A 16,694-nucleotide genomic window follows, 5' to 3' on the forward strand; every position below is an offset into this window, starting at 1 on the left:
CCTTTTCTGCCCGACGTTCTGTTCTCGTTCTCGAGGAGGCGATTCGATTCTGATCAGTTCTCCCAAGAATGCCTATCTATTGACATTTACTCTTTCGTTTGAGCTTGGACTTTCTGAAGTGGTCTCTACTGAATGACAAATATACTGATTAGTGGTTTCACCTACCGATATATGTCTAAATTCCCGGTGTTACATCCGCGACAGTGGGGGTCCAGTAGGACGACGTCTGGTTGAGGTACGTTCTCGTATTTGTTTCGACGGTGAACAAAGTCCAGTGCTACTTGACCAATAGTTGGTTGTTGATGTGGCCGACACGGAAGGCTTCTTCAATGAGACGCATATCCCCTAGATTGTCTTCGATCAGTGATGTTTGTGCCTCATCAAGGAGGGAGGACGGCACACCATGGTTGAATCTGCCGGTGTGTCAGTATAAGTCGCTCGGCTCTCTGCGGTAATTTGATCGCCGATCAGAATGTCACTTCCCATTCGTGGCCACAATTTCGGCAACTAAATCGAAGTACTCGTCTCCCACTCTCGTCCCGATATCTACGTACTGGGTTTTGAACAAGCTTGTCACATGATGGACAACTTGCTGGCACAGACAATTTACCTCTCTGGTATACAACGACCTTCTCGTTGCAAGAGATACCACTGGTCAATAGAAGCCGATTGGTTATATTCCAGCACACTATCCAACTCTACTATTTCTCCTGTTCGAATAGTACGCTGTACAATTACACCGCTGGAAATATACGGTTGGACTGTAAAACGTGCAGTATGGGTTTTGGTAGCTACGACGAATCCGAGCAGCAGCAACAGAATGTCGATGATGAGAAGGCCGAGGATGCTGCCGTAAACGTCCACGAAAACGATTACGAAGGTGAGGTGACCGCCGAAAATGGTGCCCCGACCGACGACCTGATCGGTCAACTACAAGAAATCAAAGAGAACAAAGAAGACGAATAACGGCACTTCGTTCTATCCTTGGCCCGATGAGGCTTCACGGCTGAGGGCATCGATGTGGATCCTCTTTCACAGTCTCCAACGCTCGAGAATACGTTACGCGAGTTTGATGACATTTCCGTTTGACGCGGTGTGGAGGTCCCGTCCGAGTACGTATCCTCGATTCGAAGCCAGATCGACGTATCCCGAGAACCCTCCGAGGTCCTGATGGGCCGGAATAACGTGGTGCGGTTCGAGTGCCTCGAGCATCGTATAATGGCCCTCTTGACGGAGGTGACCCGAAACGTGGATCTCATCGTAGATCCGCGCGCCTTGCATCAGTTTCTCAGCCTGGTATCGTTGGCCCTCGTTTGTCGGTTCCGGAATGATCCCCGCGGAGAAGAGAACCTTGTCTCCGTTGTCGAGTTCGTAGGGCGTTTCGCCGCGGGCCATCCGAGTGAGCATTGCGCGAGGTTCACCTTGGTGGCCAGCAACGAGCGGAAGGAAGTTCTCTTTCCCCTCGTTCATGATCCGCTCGAACGACCGGTCGACGGAATTTCGATGCCCGAACATTCCGTCGTCGTCGGGGAAATCAGCAAAGCCGAGTCGCTCTGCGGTGCCCGAATACTTCTCCATCGATTGACCCAGGGACGGGTTGACGACCGATTTCTTTTGCAAATTCGACTAGCGACGTTACACGTGCAATGTGACTCGAGAACGTGGTGGCGACGATCCCGCCGTCGTAATCTTCTACGCTGTAAAGGACGTCGCGGAGCTGTTCACGGGCGAGGCGTTCGGACGGTGTCCGGCCCTTCTTATTTGCGTTCGTACAGTCCTCGATGTAACAGAGCACACCGTTCCCTTCGCGACCGATCTCGCGGAATCGCTTCATATCGATCGGAGCCGATGACGGGCGTGTGATCCATCCGCTTATCCAGACCGTAGGCGATGGTTCCCTCGGGTGTATGCAGCACCGGGTTGATCGCGTCGATTATCGAGTGGGAGACATTAACGAACTCGAGTCGGAAAACGAAACTCAGTAGAAGTACTCGTCCTCTTTCAACTGCACGTAGCCGCCGTTGCGGTAGGCGTACTTCCGTCGCTTGTAGGCGAGCATGATCTTCGAGGCACCGAGGCTGGCCGAATAGCTACGTCTGATCAAGTTACCGCCGGTGGCCCCCTGTTGCATGTCGGTGATGGTGTCGAACGCCCGGTCCCAGTCGTCGGGTTCGTAGTCCTTCACGATATCCGCGAAGGCGACGTTCCGGAGGATCTCGTCACCGATGGCTCGCTTCCAGACGTCGTTGTAGTGCCCGATCGAGTCCGTCGCGGCCAGTCGACCGGCGATCTTCCCCGTTCGGACGGCGACGTGGTAGCCGCCCTCGTGGAAGGCCGAGGTCGTTCCCATCGCACCGCCGGCGACGGCGATGTTCGCGCCGACTGGCGACTCGATCGGTCGCGTCGAGGAGATGGGATACGTTTCGGTCCCCTTCGACTTCCCGCGGTCCTCGACGATCGGGATGTCCTCCTCGATATCGTACTCGTCGCCGTACTCCCGTTCGAGCAGCCGACGGATGTACTCCGAACCGGAGGGCAACCGCTCGTCGTCCGGGCGCAGGAGTTTGTACGCACCCGGATTCTTCACGTCCTCGAGTTCCATCCCGATGGGCATCGTCAGGCCGACGCGGGCGACCGTGCCGTCGTTGGGAAACACCCACGGGTAGGCGGTCTCGCCGGGCATGTAGCCCCACCAGAACTTGAGGGTATCCTCGAACTCCTCGAACAGTTCGGGGGGGAAGTCCCGGTACTCCTGATACGCGATGTGGTTCGCCTCGGGCGGCGAGAGGTAGTCTGAAACGCTGCGGCCGGGGGCCGTGAACTGATCGAGTGCGTCGAGGGTGATCCGTCGCTGCGGGCCGTCGGCGAGGACGACGTACTGGGCCTCGAGTTGCTCGCCGTCGGAGAGGGTTAGCGTGTGGATCGGTCCCTTCTCGCTGTCGGCTCGCAGGTCGGTCTCGAGGTCCTTGACGCCCGTCCCGACGCGGAGATCGGCACCGGCGTCCGCGGCGCGCTCGTGGAGCCAGTCGTCCATGCGGGCGCGGTGGAAGGTGTATCCGAATTTCGGATAGCTGGCCTCCATTCCGGTCGTCGTCAGTACGACGCGGCTGTTGGGACCGACGAACTCCGTGGATTCGAGTTCCCGGTGGATGACCTCGTCGGGAATCTCCCGGTAGTCGAAGTCCATGATGTCGATCCAGTAGTCGAGCATGCCGGCGGCGTCGGTCGAGTCCGGACCGATCCCGTCGCGGTCTTCCCGCGGGACGCCCTGTTCGAAGAGGACGGTTTCGGCACCGTGTGCCGCGGCCCGTTCGGCCGCGGATGCCCCTGCGGGGCCGCCACCGACGATCGCGACGTCTACGCGTTCCATACTCCGTTGGAACTCAACGGGCCATTATTAAATTGCCTGAACGTCCCGATGATGGGAACCGATATCGACGGTCCGCCGACCACGCCTCCGGGGTGGACTGGTAGGACCTGTCCGCCCTGCCTCATCCGCCAGCGCCCGCTCCATCGGCGTCACCCTCCGATACCCGCTCGAGCGCGCCGTCCCGTTCCGGGAGACGAACGCTTTTGAGCCCACTGGACGACCCCACGAACATGAGTGACGCCGACACACCGGACGTACTCGTCCTTCGAACGGGAACTCACGGCATGCCAGTCGAACAGTACGCCGCCGCGATTCGCGAGCGGGTGCCGGAGCAGACGGTCGAACTCGCACGCACGCCCGCCGAAGAGCGCGAGCGAATCGAAGACGCCCGGTTCGTCACCGGGATGACCCTCGACGAGGACCTCCTCGAGGCCGCCGAGAACCTCGAGGTCTTCGCGTGCGCCTACGCGGGGACGGGACACCTCCCGCTCGACCGACTCGAGGAGCGCGGCGTAGCGGTCACGAACGCCTCCGGTGTACACGGCCCGAACATCGGCGAACACGTTCTCGGAGCGATCCTCCGGTACACGCGCCGATTCCACGTCGGCGCGCGTCGACAGGACCGACGGGAGTGGCGCCACTACCAGGCCTACGAGTTGCAGGGGTCGACGGTGACCGTCGTCGGGCTGGGTGCGATCGGACGGGCGGTCACGGAGCGCCTCGAGCCGTTCGGCGTCGAGACGATCGGCGTACGGTACTCGCCCGAGAAGGGCGGGCCGACGGACGAGGTGATCGGCTTCGAGGACGACGCGTTCGACGACGCGCTCGCCCGGACGGACTACCTCGTGCTCGCGTGCCCGCTCACGGAGACGACCCGCGGACTAATCGGCCACGACGAATTCGTGACGATGAACCCCGAGGCGGTTCTCGTCAACGTCGCCCGCGGGCCGGTCGTCGACACCGCCGACCTCGTCGCGGCGCTGCGCTCGAACTGGATCCGCGGCGCGTCGCTGGACGTCACCGATCCCGAACCGCTCCCCGAGGAGCATCCGCTGTGGACGCTCGAGAACGTCCAGATCACGCCCCACAACGCGGGCCACACGCCGAAGTACTACGAACGGCTCGCCGATATCGTGGCCGAGAACGCACGGCGGTTCGGCGAGGATTCGGAGACTGACCTCGAGAATCAGGTGCGTCCCTGAGGTACGGCTCACGCTTCCGTCGACTGCAGCTTTTTCAGTGGTCAGCCCGAATTTCGGGTATGGCGATATCACCACCGTTCGAGTCTACCGCAATACTGACTCGTGAACGACGAACACGGAGAGCGGAGGGCGATCGATGACACTCGCGTTCGACGGGACGATCGTCGTCCCCGCGGCGGATCCGGACGACGGTGAGCGGACAGCCACGGCGCTCGCACCGCATCTCACTCCGACCAGTTCGGTCGTCGTCGTCAACGTGATCGAGAAAGCCGGTGGTGCACCCGACAAAGCCTCCGTAGAACAGCGCGAGGAGTACGCCGAAGAGATCTTCGAGCGCACGCGCGGACCGCTCGAGACGACCGGTGCGACGGTCGAGACGGACGTACTCTACGGGACTGACGTGGTCGAACGGATTTTCACCGAAGCGAAGGACCGGAACGCCGACGCCGTCGTCTTCGCTGCCCGACCGGGGAACCGGCTGGCGGAACTGCTCACCGGTGACGTCGCCCGACGGATGGTCAAGGAGGCGTCCGTTCCGGTCGTTGCGCTGCCACAGGCGGACGCCTGAGTTGCGGTGAGACGCAGACGGGAAGGGGTTCGTTTCAGCTGAAGACGCCCTGTGAATCGATTCGTGCCCCGAGAACGTGTCGGAGCCCGACGACCAGTCCGTGATCCGGTCCGCTGGCCCAGATCGCCGTCTCCTCGAACTGCCCCGGACGGGTCTGCTCCGTGATGGCTCCGAGCAGGACCGACCGACGATCGATCATGACGATCCGGCCGAGCCGTTTGACGTTCAGGGAGGCCGGATCGGCCGCGAGATCCGTGACTACGACGGTGGTCTCCGGTGTGACGTCCAGAATTCGCGCTTCGGTCTCTTCGGACGAGACTTCGATCCGGATGTCGACACCGCGTTCGCTCGCCGCGGCCAGTTGCTCGAGAAACTGCTGGTCGAGAACGCTTTCGTCCGTGACGAGCGCGTAGATCTCGTCGCTGGCCTCCTCGAGAAGCGTTCCGATCCGATCGGTGACGTGATCGTGGTCGGAGATCGCCCACGCCCCGCTCTCCTCGAAGTCGTTTCCGCCGTTCGAGCGTCGCAGTTCCGAGAGGGCGTCGTCGGTCGCCTCGAGGGTCGCGTCGTACTGTTCTTGCAGCGACTCGAGGGCCGCATCCTTCGAAATCGCCCGGTATTCGCGCGGCTCGGACTGCTGGATGTCGACCAGCCCCCGTCGGTGTAGCCGATCGACGGCGTCGTAGACGCGCGAGCGCGGTACGTCCGAGAGATGGGAGATCTCCGACGCGGTCGCCGTCGAGACGCGGGAAAGTGCGACGAAACAACGCGACTCGTACTCGGTGAGCCCCAGTTCGACCAGGAGCTGTACCGCCTGCTCCTCAGTAGGCATCGTTCCATGAATTTGCAGGGCTGACTACTGGACGTGGTGCTTGCAGCCGCCACACTCCTCGGTGGTCGCCTCCAGCCGAGCGAGCAGATCGGCACCCGAATCCCGCAAGGAGACGGTGTTTGCCTCGAGGTCGAAATCGACGACGTCGGCCGCTTCGAGTTTCGGAACGTGGTGGTGTCTGAGCGAAATTCGAACGCGTCGGCGGGTTCCCAGCAGCGCGTCGCCACAGCCGGCGATCGCACCGCGAGCCTGTCCCTCTTCCTCGAGGGTTACGTGGTCCGCCAGGTCACTTAGTGAGACCGGCGCGTCGTTGTCGTCGAGATACTCGAGGACGGCCCGGCGACGCCGATCGGCGAGCAGGTCGAGCGCCCGTCCCGTCTCGTCGGCGGATCCCGTCGACGACTGTGCTGAGACCGGCGTCAGGGATTCGGGATCGGAAATCACGGGAAGCATACTCGCTGTTGGGCCCGTTCGTACTTGTGCGCCCTGCCAAATCACGCAGGGTCTGTGGCGAAGAAATTACTGGAAGCTGAGTAAAAACGACTTAGAGGTAGCCGTTCTCGAGCAGCAGTTCGCCGTTCAGCACGCTCGCGCCGGCGGCGCCGCGGATGGTGTTGTGCGCGAGGCAGTTGTACTGCAGACCGAAGGCGGATTCGCGGAGGCCGCCCGCGGCGATGGCCATCCCGTCGCCGAGCGTTCGGTCCATCCGCGGCTGTGGACGATCGGGTTCCTCGAAGACGTGGATGAGCGGGTCGGGCGAGGAGCGAAGGTCGAGCGAGGGGTACTCCCGCATGGCCTCGGCGGCCGCGTCGGGGGTCAGGTCGTCTTCGGTCTCGACCCAGACGTTCTCGAGGTGGCCGTCGATCGTCGGGATGCGGTTACAGGAGGCCGCGACGTCCATACTGTTGTGGCTCAGTTCGGCGCCGTCGAACGTGCCGAGCAGCTTTCGGGACTCGGTCTCGAGTTTGTCCTCCTCGCTGCCGATATAGGGGATGGCGTTGTCGATGATCTCCATCGAGGTGACGCCGTCGTAGCCAGCCCCGGAGACGGCCTGGAGGGTCGCGACGTGGACCTTCTCGAGCCCGAACTCGGCCAGCGCGGCGAGCGTGGGGACGAAGGTGATCGTCGAGCAGTTGGGGTTCTTGACCATCGCGCCGTCCCAGCCGCGCTCGTCGCGCTGGACCTCGAGCAAGTCGAGGTGATCGGCGTTGACCTCGGGGATGACGAGCGGAATGTCGTCGTCCATCCGGCCGTTCGAGGAGTTCGACGAGACGACGTAGCCGGCCTCACAGAAGCCGGGTTCGACCGTCGCGCCGACGCTCGAGGGGAGCGACGAGAAGATGAGGTCGACGTCGTCCGGAACCTCGTCGGGGTCGGTTTCGACGACGGTCATCTCCGCGACGTCCGCCGGAATGGGGCTGTCGACGCGCCACTTCGCGGCTTGCCGGTAGGTCTTGCCGGCGCTGGATTTACTCGCGGTCAATGCGGCGATCTCGAACTCCGGGTGCGGGTCGAGAAGCTGAATTAGTCGCTGTCCAACGGCACCGGTCGCACCGAGGACGCCAACTCGTACTGCCATTTTCCCGGACTCGGAGTTGTGTCCGCAAAACCGTTTGGGTTTCCGTCGCACAGGACCTGTCAGTGAGATACTAGCCGTTCGCCTCGTCCGTCATAGTGACGGCCGTATTACGTTACAAAACCCGAGTGACAGCGGTCCACTGCGGACGTCCAACAGGTTCGATCCGACTCGAGCACGGGGTGGTCACAGTGACGAGTTCGACCGCGAACTCGAGCGCCGTCGGTCCGTTCGCGACCCGGTTCCGGACCGGCGCGGCAGTCGTCTCGGTGCTGCGCTTCCCCCTCGCAGCGCTCGTCGGCTGGACGGGTATCGCGAGCGCTGTCGCTCAGGACCGTCGGAACTCGAGGGCAAAAGCGAGCTTACGCGGTAGCTGTCTGAGCGCTTTTCTTTCGGGTAACGTACCCGGCGATGCGGTTTCGGACGCCCTTGGACTCGACGTTGGTGAGCTTCGTGACGCTGTCTTTGTTCTGTTCGAAGTCGGTCGTGAACGCGTCCGGGTACCGCTCCAGGAGGAGGTTCCCGGTCTTCTTGACATAGGCCGGTTTGATTGCCATGGAGGAAGGTTCCGTCCAGAGGCTCTTAATCCCTTTCTCTTTGGCGCTTCGGAAACCCAGGTCCCTGACGACTGTCGACGAGCGGTGGCTCTCGAGACTGTGCGTGTCGCGATCGGTGACGGTACGGGTGTTCTCGAACCGGAGTCGATCGACCGAGCGTTAGGCGCCACTCCCCGCGACAGGACGTTCTTCGGGCTGTGGCGACTGATCGGCCGGCGTCTCATCGTCGGCCTTGCTCACGAGTTCCTGGAACCGGTCGGATCGCGCGGCGATCCGGTCCATCGTCTCGCTGTCCGGCGTCTCGTCTCGAGATTCGACGAGGAACGTGGTGATGACGACGGTCTTCACCCACGGTTTGAGGAAGCCCGTGTAGAGGGTCAGGAAGAGGCCGCCCACGACGACCCAACCGGCGACTTCGACCGTCGCCGAGAGCCCGCTCAGGACGCTCGCGATCGGCGTCAGGGCCAGCAAGAGTGCGAACGCAGCCGCGTACATCCCGACCACGATGAGCATGGTCGAACCGAGCACGGGCTTCCAGTTTTTCCCATAGAGGACGACGCCGTCCCGGGCGGATCGCCACGGGTTCTCCTCGTCACTGACGAACATGTGGGCGATGATCGCCTCGTCGATGTAGGACGCTGCGATCGCGATCGCCTTGCCGACGAGTCGGATCAGTTTCTTCAGCGCGGGCACGAAACTGAACAGCTTCGAGAACGAGACGACGCCGCTGTTGAACTGCGTGACGACGGCTTTGACCACCTGATCGACGGCAAACAGGGCGCTCGCTTCGGTGAACCGTTCGGTCACCTGGCCCTTACCGTACTGGATCTGATTGTCGGGGACCTCGCCGGTCTCGACGATGTGGGCGATGACGGCGATGTGGCCCGCCTTGATCAGGTAGAGCACGTACCTGCTAAACAGTCGCCAGAACCAGGCGAATAACCCGAGCGCCACGAGGAGTCCGGCCACCGCGATCCAGCCGGAGATCGTCCCCGCCTCGAGCAGCCTGTAGCCGACGTAGAGCACGACGCCGAAGTAGAGGATGCTAAGCACACCGAGCAGAACGCCGATGCCCAGTCTGAGCAGTACGAACGGCAAGGTCTTCGCGAAGATACTCGTCGCCTGTCTGAAGTGGAGTACCATGTGGCCCCGCTTGGCCTCGGCTTCCTATTTAAATTTAGCTACGGTAATCACGAATGCGCATCCGGGTCCCGTCCGATTCGTCACGGGTTCACCACGCGGAGTGCTCGCGGACGCGCTCGAGCGCCTCGCGTTCGCGCTGACTGCCGGCGCGGTCGACGACGGAGTCGCAGTACGCGAGACGCTCGCGCAGACGCTCCTCGTCGTATCCCGGCACGTCGAGGCGCGAGGCCGCGACGGTAGCCTCGACGACGGCGCCGAAGCCGCGGTCGATCGTCGGCACCGTTTCGGTCTCGATGACGGACTCGAGGGGACGAAGCGCCCACTCCTCCCAGTCGGTCCCGTCGTCGGTTCCCGAATCGATCCGCTCGACCGAAACGCGTACCCACGCGTTCGCGGACTCGAGTACCGGTTTCTCGCGTTCGACGATCGAGAGCGCGGCGTCGGCGAAGACGAGGGGATCGTCGACGAACTGGACGTAGCCCTCGCCCTGGCGGTGGAAGTTGCGTCGCGTGCGAGTGTTGCCCCACGTGCGCGCGGTGACGGGGTGATCTCCGCGCTCCGCGGCGAAGAGGCCGAGCGCAGCCAGATTCCACAGGCCGTTGGGACCGAGCGTCGCGACGACGGACTCGGTGACGCCCGACAGAGAGACCGGCCACTCGGCATTCGCATCGGTATCGGGATCGTCGTTCGACCGGTCCCCGTCGTCGGTCATACGGTGATCGCCCCACGCTCGAGCGCGATGAACAGCCCCGCTGCGGTGATATCCGCCGTCGTCCCCGGGTTGACCCCTCGTTCGACGAGTTCGTCGGCGAAGGTCTCGACGGTCTCCGGGTCGGTCTCGAGTGCGTCCCGCTCGACCAGTTCTCCTGCGCGCTCGGTCACCTCTCGCGCGACGGCCTCGCCGCTGCGGGTCGCGACGAGCGTGTCGGGTCGATCGGCGAGCAGCGTGAGGAAGACGGCCGCGGCGCGCTCCGTCAGCGGGCCGTCGGCGTCGGCGAGCCGTTCGGCGGCCGTAAAGGACCGCTCGAAGCCGTAGACCCACTCGCGGGCGACGTCGTCGCCCGGGACGCTTCGGCTCATCACGTCGAGCAGCGTCAGTCCGCGTTCCTCGAGGGCCGGAACCGCGTCGCTTCCCCGACGGACGTCGAGGGGTTCCATGTCCGCGGGCGGCTCACCGACGAAGACGTCGACGTGGTCGAACGCCCGGTAGAACCCGGTGGCGTCCGCGACGGTGGTGTCCTCACAAATCGCCTCGACGACCGGCTGTGCGAGGTCGTCAGCGGTAGCCCGGACTAACGGGACGAGCAACAGGAGGGCGCCGAACTGGGTGTTGCCGCCGCCCTGGGTGGCCATCCCTTCGACGCTCCGCTCGAACGCGGGGCCGACCGCGCCGCCGTTGGCCGCCAGCTCGAGCCCCGCTTGGGCCCCCACTGCGCCGGCGAGGAAGTGTTCGAACCGCAGGTCCTCGAGGTCGCGATGCCGGTCGACGTTGCCCGGCTTGGGCGTGCCCGCCACCTCGAGGAGGAGTGCCAGATGTGCGTTCTGCGCCGGCGTTCGCATACTCGACGTTGGAGTCGGGAGGATTAATGACTGTGGATTTGGGTGTCAGTTTGGCAAGTAGCGAGTGGCGAGTACAGTGACGTACCGAACGAGGTTAGCGGTAGATGTTCTGATAGGCCTCGCGGTACTCCCGGAGTGCGATCCGCGCTCGGCGTCTCGAGGTAAATCCGAAGCCGACCGACCGACAGTCGTCGGTCGGACACGCCCAGAGAAACGTCTCCGAAGCGGGGTCTCTGTCGACCGGTACGTCCGCGTCGCATCGGGGACACTGCCATCCCCAGCGGATATCGCCTGCGCGCTCGTTCCGACGACTCATACTGATACTACGTCGAGATTGTATGCACTACTGATAAGGGACCGTCTACACGGATGGTCGTTTTATGTCGATCGTGAACGGTGGAGGCGTCGGGTGGTCGCTCGACGGCCGCACGCGTCCGGTCGACGAAGTCGTCCGGCCGGCTTCCGGCCGGTTTCCGGTCGGCTTCCGTGCGGAATCGGCGTTCTCACTACGATGGCGTCTTCTCGAGTCCGAACTGCCGTTCGACGGCGTCGCGAACCCGCTCGAGGACGACCGGGTTATCGCTGGGTCGTCCGACGCTGACCGCGTCGGCGCCGTAGTCGACGTACTCGCGGACGGTCGCCCCGTTGCGGACGCCGTTGTTGGCGATGACGAACAGCTCGGTCGCGTCGACGACGTCGCGGACGACGGACTCGGTGTCCATCGCGTCGATATGCACGAACGACGCGCCCGCCGCCTCGAGTTCCCGCGAGAGCGTCGGCAGGTCGGCGCCGGGAACCTCCGCCCGGACCTTCACGCCGACGGTGGCCCCGGTCTCGGCTGCTCGTTCGACGTACGCACGGAGTCGGTCGGCGTCCCGCAGGAGCGTCTCGCCGCAGCCGACCGCACACAGTTCGTCCTGCCTGCAGTGGGCGTTGATCTCGAGGAACGCCGCTCGATCCCGACAGACCTGCGCCGCGTCGGGGATCGGATCGGGAGTCGCGCTCCGGACGTTGAACGCGGGCTGGACGGGGACGTCCTCGAGCGCGGCGAGTTGGCGGTCGATGAACGCGACGGGATCGTCCGGCAGGAACTCGTTGCGATCCCGTGCGACGAGGTCGCGGGCCGCGGCTCTCGAGTCCTCGTCGAGGGCGATGCCGCCGAGAAACGCCGCGCCTGCGTACTCGGATCCGGTACGGGCCCAGTCGGCGTCCGCTTCGCCGCTGAGACTCGCGAGGGCGAGGGGCGGGGAGAACATGATCAGTCGACGATATCGATCGCGCTCTTGACTGCCCGAGCGACCCGTGCGGCGTCGTCGGGCGAATCGATTCGGATGTCGGTCTGGATCGTCGGCCGATCGAACTCGGCGTCGTCGCTGCCGTCGACGACGAAGGCGTCGGCGAAGGGGTACGCCGTCGCCAGGCCTTCGGTACTCGGCTCGGCGTTGACCGCTTCCATGAGGTCGCCCGCCGGCCCCGAGAACGCGTCGTCGCCGAGGAACGGCGAGACCGCGACGACGGTCGACTGGCTGAGCGCGTCGGCGACACCGGGCAGCGTCAGCATCGGGCCGATGCTCGTGACCGGGTTCGAGGGGCCGATCACGACGGTGTCCTCGAGGGCATCGATGACGCCCGGTGCGGGCTCGGCGTCCGAGGAGCCCCGAAACTCGACGGTCTCGACGGTCGGCTCGCCGCGGTGGGCGACCCAGTACTCCTGAAAGTGCATCAGCCCCTCGTCGGTGTGAATGAGACTCGCGATGGGGTCGTCGCTCATCGGCAGCAGATCGATCGTCAGGCCGAAGGCGCCGGCCAGTCGCTGGGTCGCCTCGCTCAGCGTCAGCCCCTGATCCAGCAGACTCGTTCGCGTGATGTGGACGGCCCGGTCGCGGTCGCCGATCGTCATGAACTCGGCGGTCCCCGAAAACCGTCGCCAGTTCGCGATGTCACGCCCCGCGGTCTGCTTCTCGTCGGACAGATACTGCGGCCCGTCGGGCAGCCCCGCGGCCGCGGCGATATCCGACAGCGCCGCGTTGGTCCGATGCGTATCGCCGTCGATTCCCCACCACGTCTCGCGATCGAGTACCCCACCACCCTGAAACAACAGCGTATCGACGTCCGGCGAGACGAACAGCCCGCCGAGTTCGACGTCGTCGCCCGTATTCGCGACGACGGTGGTCTCCTCCGGCGAGAACGCGGCGGCAGCACCGTCCAACAGCTTCGGCGTCCCGGTGCCCCCGGAGAGGAAGGTTACCATAGTCGACACTCTCGAGCGTGGGTACTTAATCACTTGCGGCCGTCTCCGGCGCGTCGTCCGGGGATCGTTCGCACTCGAGGGCAGTGCCGGACAGTCCCCTACTCGGGGACGGTGATCAGTCGTCGCCGACGTTCTCACTGGCGCTTTCGCCGACCGCCTCGGTGGCGACTGCGACGTCCTCCCCGGTAAGGCTCTCGTCGAGCCAGTCGACCCAGTTGAACCAGGCGTAGGCGATACAGCCGCCGATCACGGTCGAGACGGCGAACGCGAGCCAGACGCCGGTCGAGCCGTACAGTTCCGCGCCGACCCACGCGAGCGGGAAGCGGATTACGCCGAGCGTAAGCACGGAGATCACCGCCGCGATGAACGTCTTTCCGGCGCCCCGGAAGCCCCCGCTGTAGGCCCGCATCACGCCCATGAATCCGAACGTCAGCGCGGTGTATCGGAGGAACAGTGCGCCCTCGTCGACGACCGCGGGATCGGTCGTGAAGATGGAGACGATCGGCGCGGCGGCGAGGAAGACGAGGACGCCGAGGCCGGAGAGCGTGACGAGCAACACCTTCGCCCCGAAGTGGTTCGTCCGCTCGGCCCGGTCTCGCTTTCCGGCGCCGATGTTCTGGCCCGTCATCGTCTCGATCCCCTGCGAGAACGCGATCGCGGGGAGGAAGATGACCGAGAACACCCGGGTACCGATCCCGAACGCGGCGACGACCGTCTCGGGAAAGATGGCGATGATGACCAACAGTAGGTTGATCGACAGCGCTCGGGCGGTCCCCTCGACGGACGCCGGCATCCCGATATCGACGAGCCGTCGCCCGTACTCGAGTTCGGGTTTCATCTGCGAGAGCGTGATCTGGACGCCGTGGGTGCCTCGGAACAGAATCGCGAGGCCGACCGCGAACGCCACCGCTCGCGAGAACACGGTCGCGATCGCCGCGCCTTCGATCCCCGCACCGGCGTACCCGGTGAGCGCGAACAGTTCGGTCTCGAGGCCGTGCAGCCCCAGATAGCCGAAGAGCGGGTTGTTCTCGAACCCGAAGATGAGGAACGGATCGAGGACGATGTTGAGGACGACGGAGCCGAACATCACGAGCATCGGGGTGACCGTGTCGCCGTAACCGCGCATGAGCGCGAGAAAGACGAAGAAGCCGAAGACCGCGACCAGACCGACGGAGTAGACCTCCATGTAGGCGGCGACCAGCGGCGCGACGTCGTCGGAGGCGCCGAGCAACGCGATGGCGTCCTCGACGAACGCGTAGCCGACCGCGCCGAGTGCGATCGAGGCGACGATCGCGTACCCCACGGTCTGGGAGGCCGCGTACTCCGCTTCCTCCGGTCGGTCGGCACCGGTGTACTGGGCGACCAGGACGCTGCCGGCGACCGAGACGCCGAGCGCGAGCGCGATGAGGAAGAACACCATCGGAAAGGCGAAGCTGATCGCGGCGAGCGAGGTCGTGCTGTGCTGGCCGAGCCAGAACGTGTCCGCGAGGTTGTAGGTGACCTGCAGAAGGTTCGTGATGATGAGCGGAATCGAGAGGTAGATCAGCGGTCTGGCGATGTCACCCGAGGTCAGATCGAGGTCGTCGGGCGACTTGAAGATCGCATCCAACTGGTCGCGAACCGTCACTCGAGACCGCCCTCCGATCGATCCGCGTCCGCTTCGTCGACGAGCAACTGGCGGCAGACGTACGTCTCGAGCAGTGCGTACGTCTGCTCCGGCGAGCGATCGACCGCGACGTGACGGGTCTGGGCACCGTTCAATACCGTGACGATGAACTCGGCCGTCTCGTCGGGATCGATATCGTCGCGAACGAGTCCGTCCGTCTGCCCGGCCTCGAGCAGCGATCGGATCCGTCCGTGGAGCATCCGATCGAACTCCGTGAGTTCGTCACGAAACCGGTCGTCGTACGGTCCCTGGGCCTTGATCTCGAGCAGCGCCGTCCGGAACTCCTCGTGATCGTCGTCCTCGCCCGGTGAGAGGTAGGTCTCGACGAGCGACAGTAACTGGGCGGCGGGGGTCTCGCCCTCGAGCGTCTCGATCTGGTCGGCGAACGATTCCGTAAGGAAGTCGAGCAGCGCGTAGAGGAGGTCCTGCTTGCTCTCGTAGTGGTAGTGCAGCGTCGCTTTGCTCTTCGACGACTCGTCCGCGATATCCTGCATGCGGAGCGACGCGTAGCCGTGCTTGCACAGTGCGGCGTAGGTCGCCTCCATGAGTTCCTCGGTTGTGTCGGTCATCTCAGTGCTGACTAGCGAGTCAGTCAATCGTATCCTAACTGACTGGCCAGTCAGTGAAGTATCTTCGGATCGACTCGCGTCGATCACTGCGATAGCAATACGGGGAGATGCGTATCCGAATAGCCGTGTCTGATGAATGACTAACACGGCTGTGTATCCGTTGGTTCGTGTTATCACAGTCCCCGCAAACCGTTTAGTTGAGCCGCTTATAGACACTCCATCGACTTCGAACTAGTCACATATTACGAAATGGTAACATGACAAAGGCAAAAGAAGTATTGTTGTTCGGCGCGCTCGCATTCGTCTGGGGAACGGCCTTCACAGCGATCGAAATCGGGCTGGAGACCCTGCCGCCGCTCCTCTTCGCAGCGGTCCGATTAGACATCGCTGCGCTCATCTTCGTCGGAGCTATTCTATTCAGCCGACTCGAGTGGCTCCCTCGGACGAGAGCGGATCTGGCGCTCATCCTCTCGAACGGTATCCTCGTCATCGGCGCGCACTTCGCGTTCTCCTTCGTCGGCCAGAGTTACGTCTCGAGCGGTGTCGCCGCGATCGTCCTCAGCTTCACGCCGATCATCACTCCCCTCATCGCGATCCGTGTCCTCCCGACGGAACGCATCTATCTCACCGACGTTATCGGTCTGTGCACCGGGCTCGCCGGTGTCATCGCGATCGCAGTCGCCGGCGGCTCCTTCGACGGACAACTCCTCGGCATCGGACTGCTCCTGGGGTCCGCAGTCGTCTTCGCGCTCGGGTCCGTGCTGACGGAACGCTGGACGGCGGTCCTCCCGACGCTGTCCCTCCACGCGTGGTCGATGGCTACCGGTGCGGTATTCCTCCACGCCACGGCCTACGCGTATTCGGGGGTATCGATCCGAAACGTGACGTGGACGCCGTCGGCGGCCGCCGCGCTCGCGTACCTCGGTATCTTCGCTACAGCGGGCGGTTTCCTCCTCTATTTCACCCTGCTGAATCGGATCGGCGCGACGAACGTCAGCCTCATCAACTACGCGTCACCCGTCGTCGCGACGATCTTCGGTGCAACCCTCCTCGGTGAGCAACTCACCGCGGCGACCGTCGCGGGATTCGCGCTCATCGTCGTCGGCTTCGCACTCTGCAATATCCGACCGCTCTGGCGACTTTCCCGGTCCATCCGGAACGCGGGCGTCCCTACTCGGTCGCTCGAGCGCGACGAAGTCCGCGTCAAAGGGAACGTGTACAAGACGACGACCGACTCGCCGAACTACCTGCACTCGAGCGATTAACTCCCCGCTCGTCGCCTGTAGTCCACAGATAGCTGCGCTGTTTCGTTGCTCAGAACTGGTTGCGAAACTCACGAGACGTATAGGTGAAAGCGTTACCAGTAGGGACACTAATCTGCCTTCTAACTGCCAAGAGTC

Annotated in this window: 17 protein-coding genes and 1 pseudogene; 4 read left to right on the forward strand and 14 right to left on the reverse strand. The window is 63.7% G+C overall.

The window, feature by feature from the left end; genetic code table 11:
• Positions 1 to 777: 777 nt before the first annotated feature.
• On the forward strand, positions 778 to 966 hold the full coding sequence (locus tag ACSFC7_RS15365) for a DUF5786 family protein (RefSeq protein ID WP_436343698.1): 189 nt from the start codon (positions 778 to 780) through the stop codon (positions 964 to 966).
• A gap of 93 nt (positions 967 to 1,059) precedes the next feature.
• Here ACSFC7_RS15365 and ACSFC7_RS15370 read toward each other — a convergent pair.
• Both ACSFC7_RS15370 and ACSFC7_RS15375 read right to left on the reverse strand, forming a co-directional pair.
• Positions 1,060 to 1,964 (reverse strand): annotated as a pseudogene (locus ACSFC7_RS15370) (ribonuclease J); the annotation flags it as partial.
• A 14-nt stretch (positions 1,965 to 1,978) separates the two neighbouring features.
• Positions 1,979 to 3,370 carry an NAD(P)/FAD-dependent oxidoreductase gene (locus ACSFC7_RS15375; protein WP_436343699.1) on the reverse strand — a complete coding sequence of 464 codons (1,392 nt, stop codon included), beginning with the start codon at positions 3,368 to 3,370 and terminating at the stop codon, positions 1,979 to 1,981.
• Positions 3,371 to 3,600: 230 nt separating this feature from the next.
• Between ACSFC7_RS15375 and ACSFC7_RS15380 the strand changes: the two genes are divergently transcribed.
• Together ACSFC7_RS15380 and ACSFC7_RS15385 are read left to right on the forward strand one after the other, a co-directional pair.
• Complete coding sequence (locus tag ACSFC7_RS15380) at positions 3,601 to 4,572, forward strand: D-2-hydroxyacid dehydrogenase (RefSeq protein WP_436343700.1); 972 nt, start codon at positions 3,601 to 3,603, stop codon at positions 4,570 to 4,572.
• Between the two features lie 136 nt (positions 4,573 to 4,708).
• On the forward strand, positions 4,709 to 5,140 hold the full coding sequence (locus ACSFC7_RS15385) for a universal stress protein (RefSeq protein WP_436343701.1): 432 nt from the start codon (positions 4,709 to 4,711) through the stop codon (positions 5,138 to 5,140).
• Between the two features lie 34 nt (positions 5,141 to 5,174).
• On the opposite strand, the gene ACSFC7_RS15390 is transcribed toward ACSFC7_RS15385, so the two are convergent.
• From ACSFC7_RS15390 to ACSFC7_RS15445, 12 genes are all read right to left on the reverse strand, one after another.
• Positions 5,175 to 5,972 carry a TrmB family transcriptional regulator gene (locus tag ACSFC7_RS15390; RefSeq protein ID WP_436343702.1) on the reverse strand — a complete coding sequence of 266 codons (798 nt, stop codon included), beginning with the start codon at positions 5,970 to 5,972 and terminating at the stop codon, positions 5,175 to 5,177.
• 24 nt (positions 5,973 to 5,996) lie between these two features.
• The gene (locus tag ACSFC7_RS15395; RefSeq protein ID WP_436343703.1) at positions 5,997 to 6,425 is read right to left on the reverse strand and encodes a DUF7344 domain-containing protein; all 429 of its coding nucleotides are present in this window, start codon (positions 6,423 to 6,425) and stop codon (positions 5,997 to 5,999) included.
• Positions 6,426 to 6,516: 91 nt separating this feature from the next.
• Positions 6,517 to 7,551 carry an aspartate-semialdehyde dehydrogenase gene (gene asd, locus ACSFC7_RS15400; RefSeq protein WP_436343704.1) on the reverse strand — a complete coding sequence of 345 codons (1,035 nt, stop codon included), beginning with the start codon at positions 7,549 to 7,551 and terminating at the stop codon, positions 6,517 to 6,519.
• A 359-nt stretch (positions 7,552 to 7,910) separates the two neighbouring features.
• Positions 7,911 to 8,105 (reverse strand): 30S ribosomal protein S17e, encoded by a 195-nt coding sequence (locus ACSFC7_RS15405; RefSeq protein WP_436343705.1) that lies wholly within the window; start codon positions 8,103 to 8,105, stop codon positions 7,911 to 7,913.
• 159 nt (positions 8,106 to 8,264) lie between these two features.
• Entirely contained in the window at positions 8,265 to 9,248 is a 984-nt protein-coding gene (locus tag ACSFC7_RS15410) for a hypothetical protein (RefSeq protein WP_436343706.1), read from the reverse strand.
• Between the two features lie 88 nt (positions 9,249 to 9,336).
• Positions 9,337 to 9,960, reverse strand: a complete 624-nt coding sequence (locus tag ACSFC7_RS15415) for a DUF447 domain-containing protein (RefSeq protein ID WP_436343707.1) — start codon at positions 9,958 to 9,960, stop codon at positions 9,337 to 9,339.
• Entirely contained in the window at positions 9,957 to 10,808 is an 852-nt protein-coding gene (locus tag ACSFC7_RS15420) for a triphosphoribosyl-dephospho-CoA synthase (protein WP_436343708.1), read from the reverse strand. The genes ACSFC7_RS15415 and ACSFC7_RS15420 overlap by 4 nt, the downstream gene beginning before the upstream one ends.
• Positions 10,809 to 10,902: 94 nt before the next feature.
• On the reverse strand, positions 10,903 to 11,124 hold the full coding sequence (locus ACSFC7_RS15425; protein WP_436343709.1) for a hypothetical protein: 222 nt from the start codon (positions 11,122 to 11,124) through the stop codon (positions 10,903 to 10,905).
• A 190-nt stretch (positions 11,125 to 11,314) separates the two neighbouring features.
• Positions 11,315 to 12,064 (reverse strand): tRNA-dihydrouridine synthase, encoded by a 750-nt coding sequence (locus ACSFC7_RS15430; protein ID WP_436343710.1) that lies wholly within the window; start codon positions 12,062 to 12,064, stop codon positions 11,315 to 11,317.
• Between the two features lie 2 nt (positions 12,065 to 12,066).
• Positions 12,067 to 13,059: a 2-phospho-L-lactate transferase gene (cofD, locus tag ACSFC7_RS15435; RefSeq protein ID WP_436343711.1), complete on the reverse strand. Its 993-nt coding sequence runs from the start codon at positions 13,057 to 13,059 to the stop codon at positions 12,067 to 12,069.
• Positions 13,060 to 13,174: 115 nt separating this feature from the next.
• Positions 13,175 to 14,686 (reverse strand): MATE family efflux transporter, encoded by a 1,512-nt coding sequence (locus ACSFC7_RS15440; RefSeq protein ID WP_436343712.1) that lies wholly within the window; start codon positions 14,684 to 14,686, stop codon positions 13,175 to 13,177.
• Positions 14,683 to 15,294, reverse strand: coding sequence for a TetR/AcrR family transcriptional regulator (locus ACSFC7_RS15445; RefSeq protein WP_436343713.1), 612 nt, complete (start codon positions 15,292 to 15,294; stop codon positions 14,683 to 14,685). Before ACSFC7_RS15445 ends, ACSFC7_RS15440 begins: the two co-directional genes overlap by 4 nt.
• A gap of 257 nt (positions 15,295 to 15,551) precedes the next feature.
• Between ACSFC7_RS15445 and ACSFC7_RS15450 the strand changes: the two genes are divergently transcribed.
• Positions 15,552 to 16,559 carry a DMT family transporter gene (locus ACSFC7_RS15450; protein ID WP_436343714.1) on the forward strand — a complete coding sequence of 336 codons (1,008 nt, stop codon included), beginning with the start codon at positions 15,552 to 15,554 and terminating at the stop codon, positions 16,557 to 16,559.
• The last annotated feature ends 135 nt before the right edge of the window (positions 16,560 to 16,694 follow it).

It is taken from the genome of Natronorubrum halobium, from assembly GCF_051351675.1.
GTDB lineage: Archaea > Halobacteriota > Halobacteria > Halobacteriales > Natrialbaceae > Natronorubrum.

Coding starts and splice junctions, on each gene's coding strand:
- ACSFC7_RS15365 (WP_436343698.1), top strand. CDS start 778: ATGGGTTTTGGTAGCTACGACGAATCCGAGCAGCAGCAACAGAATGTC.
- ACSFC7_RS15375 (WP_436343699.1), bottom strand. CDS start 3,370: ATGGAACGCGTAGACGTCGCGATCGTCGGTGGCGGCCCCGCAGGGGCA.
- ACSFC7_RS15380 (WP_436343700.1), top strand. CDS start 3,601: ATGAGTGACGCCGACACACCGGACGTACTCGTCCTTCGAACGGGAACT.
- ACSFC7_RS15385 (WP_436343701.1), top strand. CDS start 4,709: ATGACACTCGCGTTCGACGGGACGATCGTCGTCCCCGCGGCGGATCCG.
- ACSFC7_RS15390 (WP_436343702.1), bottom strand. CDS start 5,972: ATGCCTACTGAGGAGCAGGCGGTACAGCTCCTGGTCGAACTGGGGCTC.
- ACSFC7_RS15395 (WP_436343703.1), bottom strand. CDS start 6,425: ATGCTTCCCGTGATTTCCGATCCCGAATCCCTGACGCCGGTCTCAGCA.
- asd (WP_436343704.1), bottom strand. CDS start 7,551: ATGGCAGTACGAGTTGGCGTCCTCGGTGCGACCGGTGCCGTTGGACAG.
- ACSFC7_RS15405 (WP_436343705.1), bottom strand. CDS start 8,105: ATGGCAATCAAACCGGCCTATGTCAAGAAGACCGGGAACCTCCTCCTG.
- ACSFC7_RS15410 (WP_436343706.1), bottom strand. CDS start 9,248: ATGGTACTCCACTTCAGACAGGCGACGAGTATCTTCGCGAAGACCTTG.
- ACSFC7_RS15415 (WP_436343707.1), bottom strand. CDS start 9,960: ATGACCGACGACGGGGACCGGTCGAACGACGATCCCGATACCGATGCG.
- ACSFC7_RS15420 (WP_436343708.1), bottom strand. CDS start 10,808: ATGCGAACGCCGGCGCAGAACGCACATCTGGCACTCCTCCTCGAGGTG.
- ACSFC7_RS15425 (WP_436343709.1), bottom strand. CDS start 11,124: ATGAGTCGTCGGAACGAGCGCGCAGGCGATATCCGCTGGGGATGGCAG.
- ACSFC7_RS15430 (WP_436343710.1), bottom strand. CDS start 12,064: ATGTTCTCCCCGCCCCTCGCCCTCGCGAGTCTCAGCGGCGAAGCGGAC.
- cofD (WP_436343711.1), bottom strand. CDS start 13,059: ATGGTAACCTTCCTCTCCGGGGGCACCGGGACGCCGAAGCTGTTGGAC.
- ACSFC7_RS15445 (WP_436343713.1), bottom strand. CDS start 15,294: ATGACCGACACAACCGAGGAACTCATGGAGGCGACCTACGCCGCACTG.
- ACSFC7_RS15450 (WP_436343714.1), top strand. CDS start 15,552: ATGACAAAGGCAAAAGAAGTATTGTTGTTCGGCGCGCTCGCATTCGTC.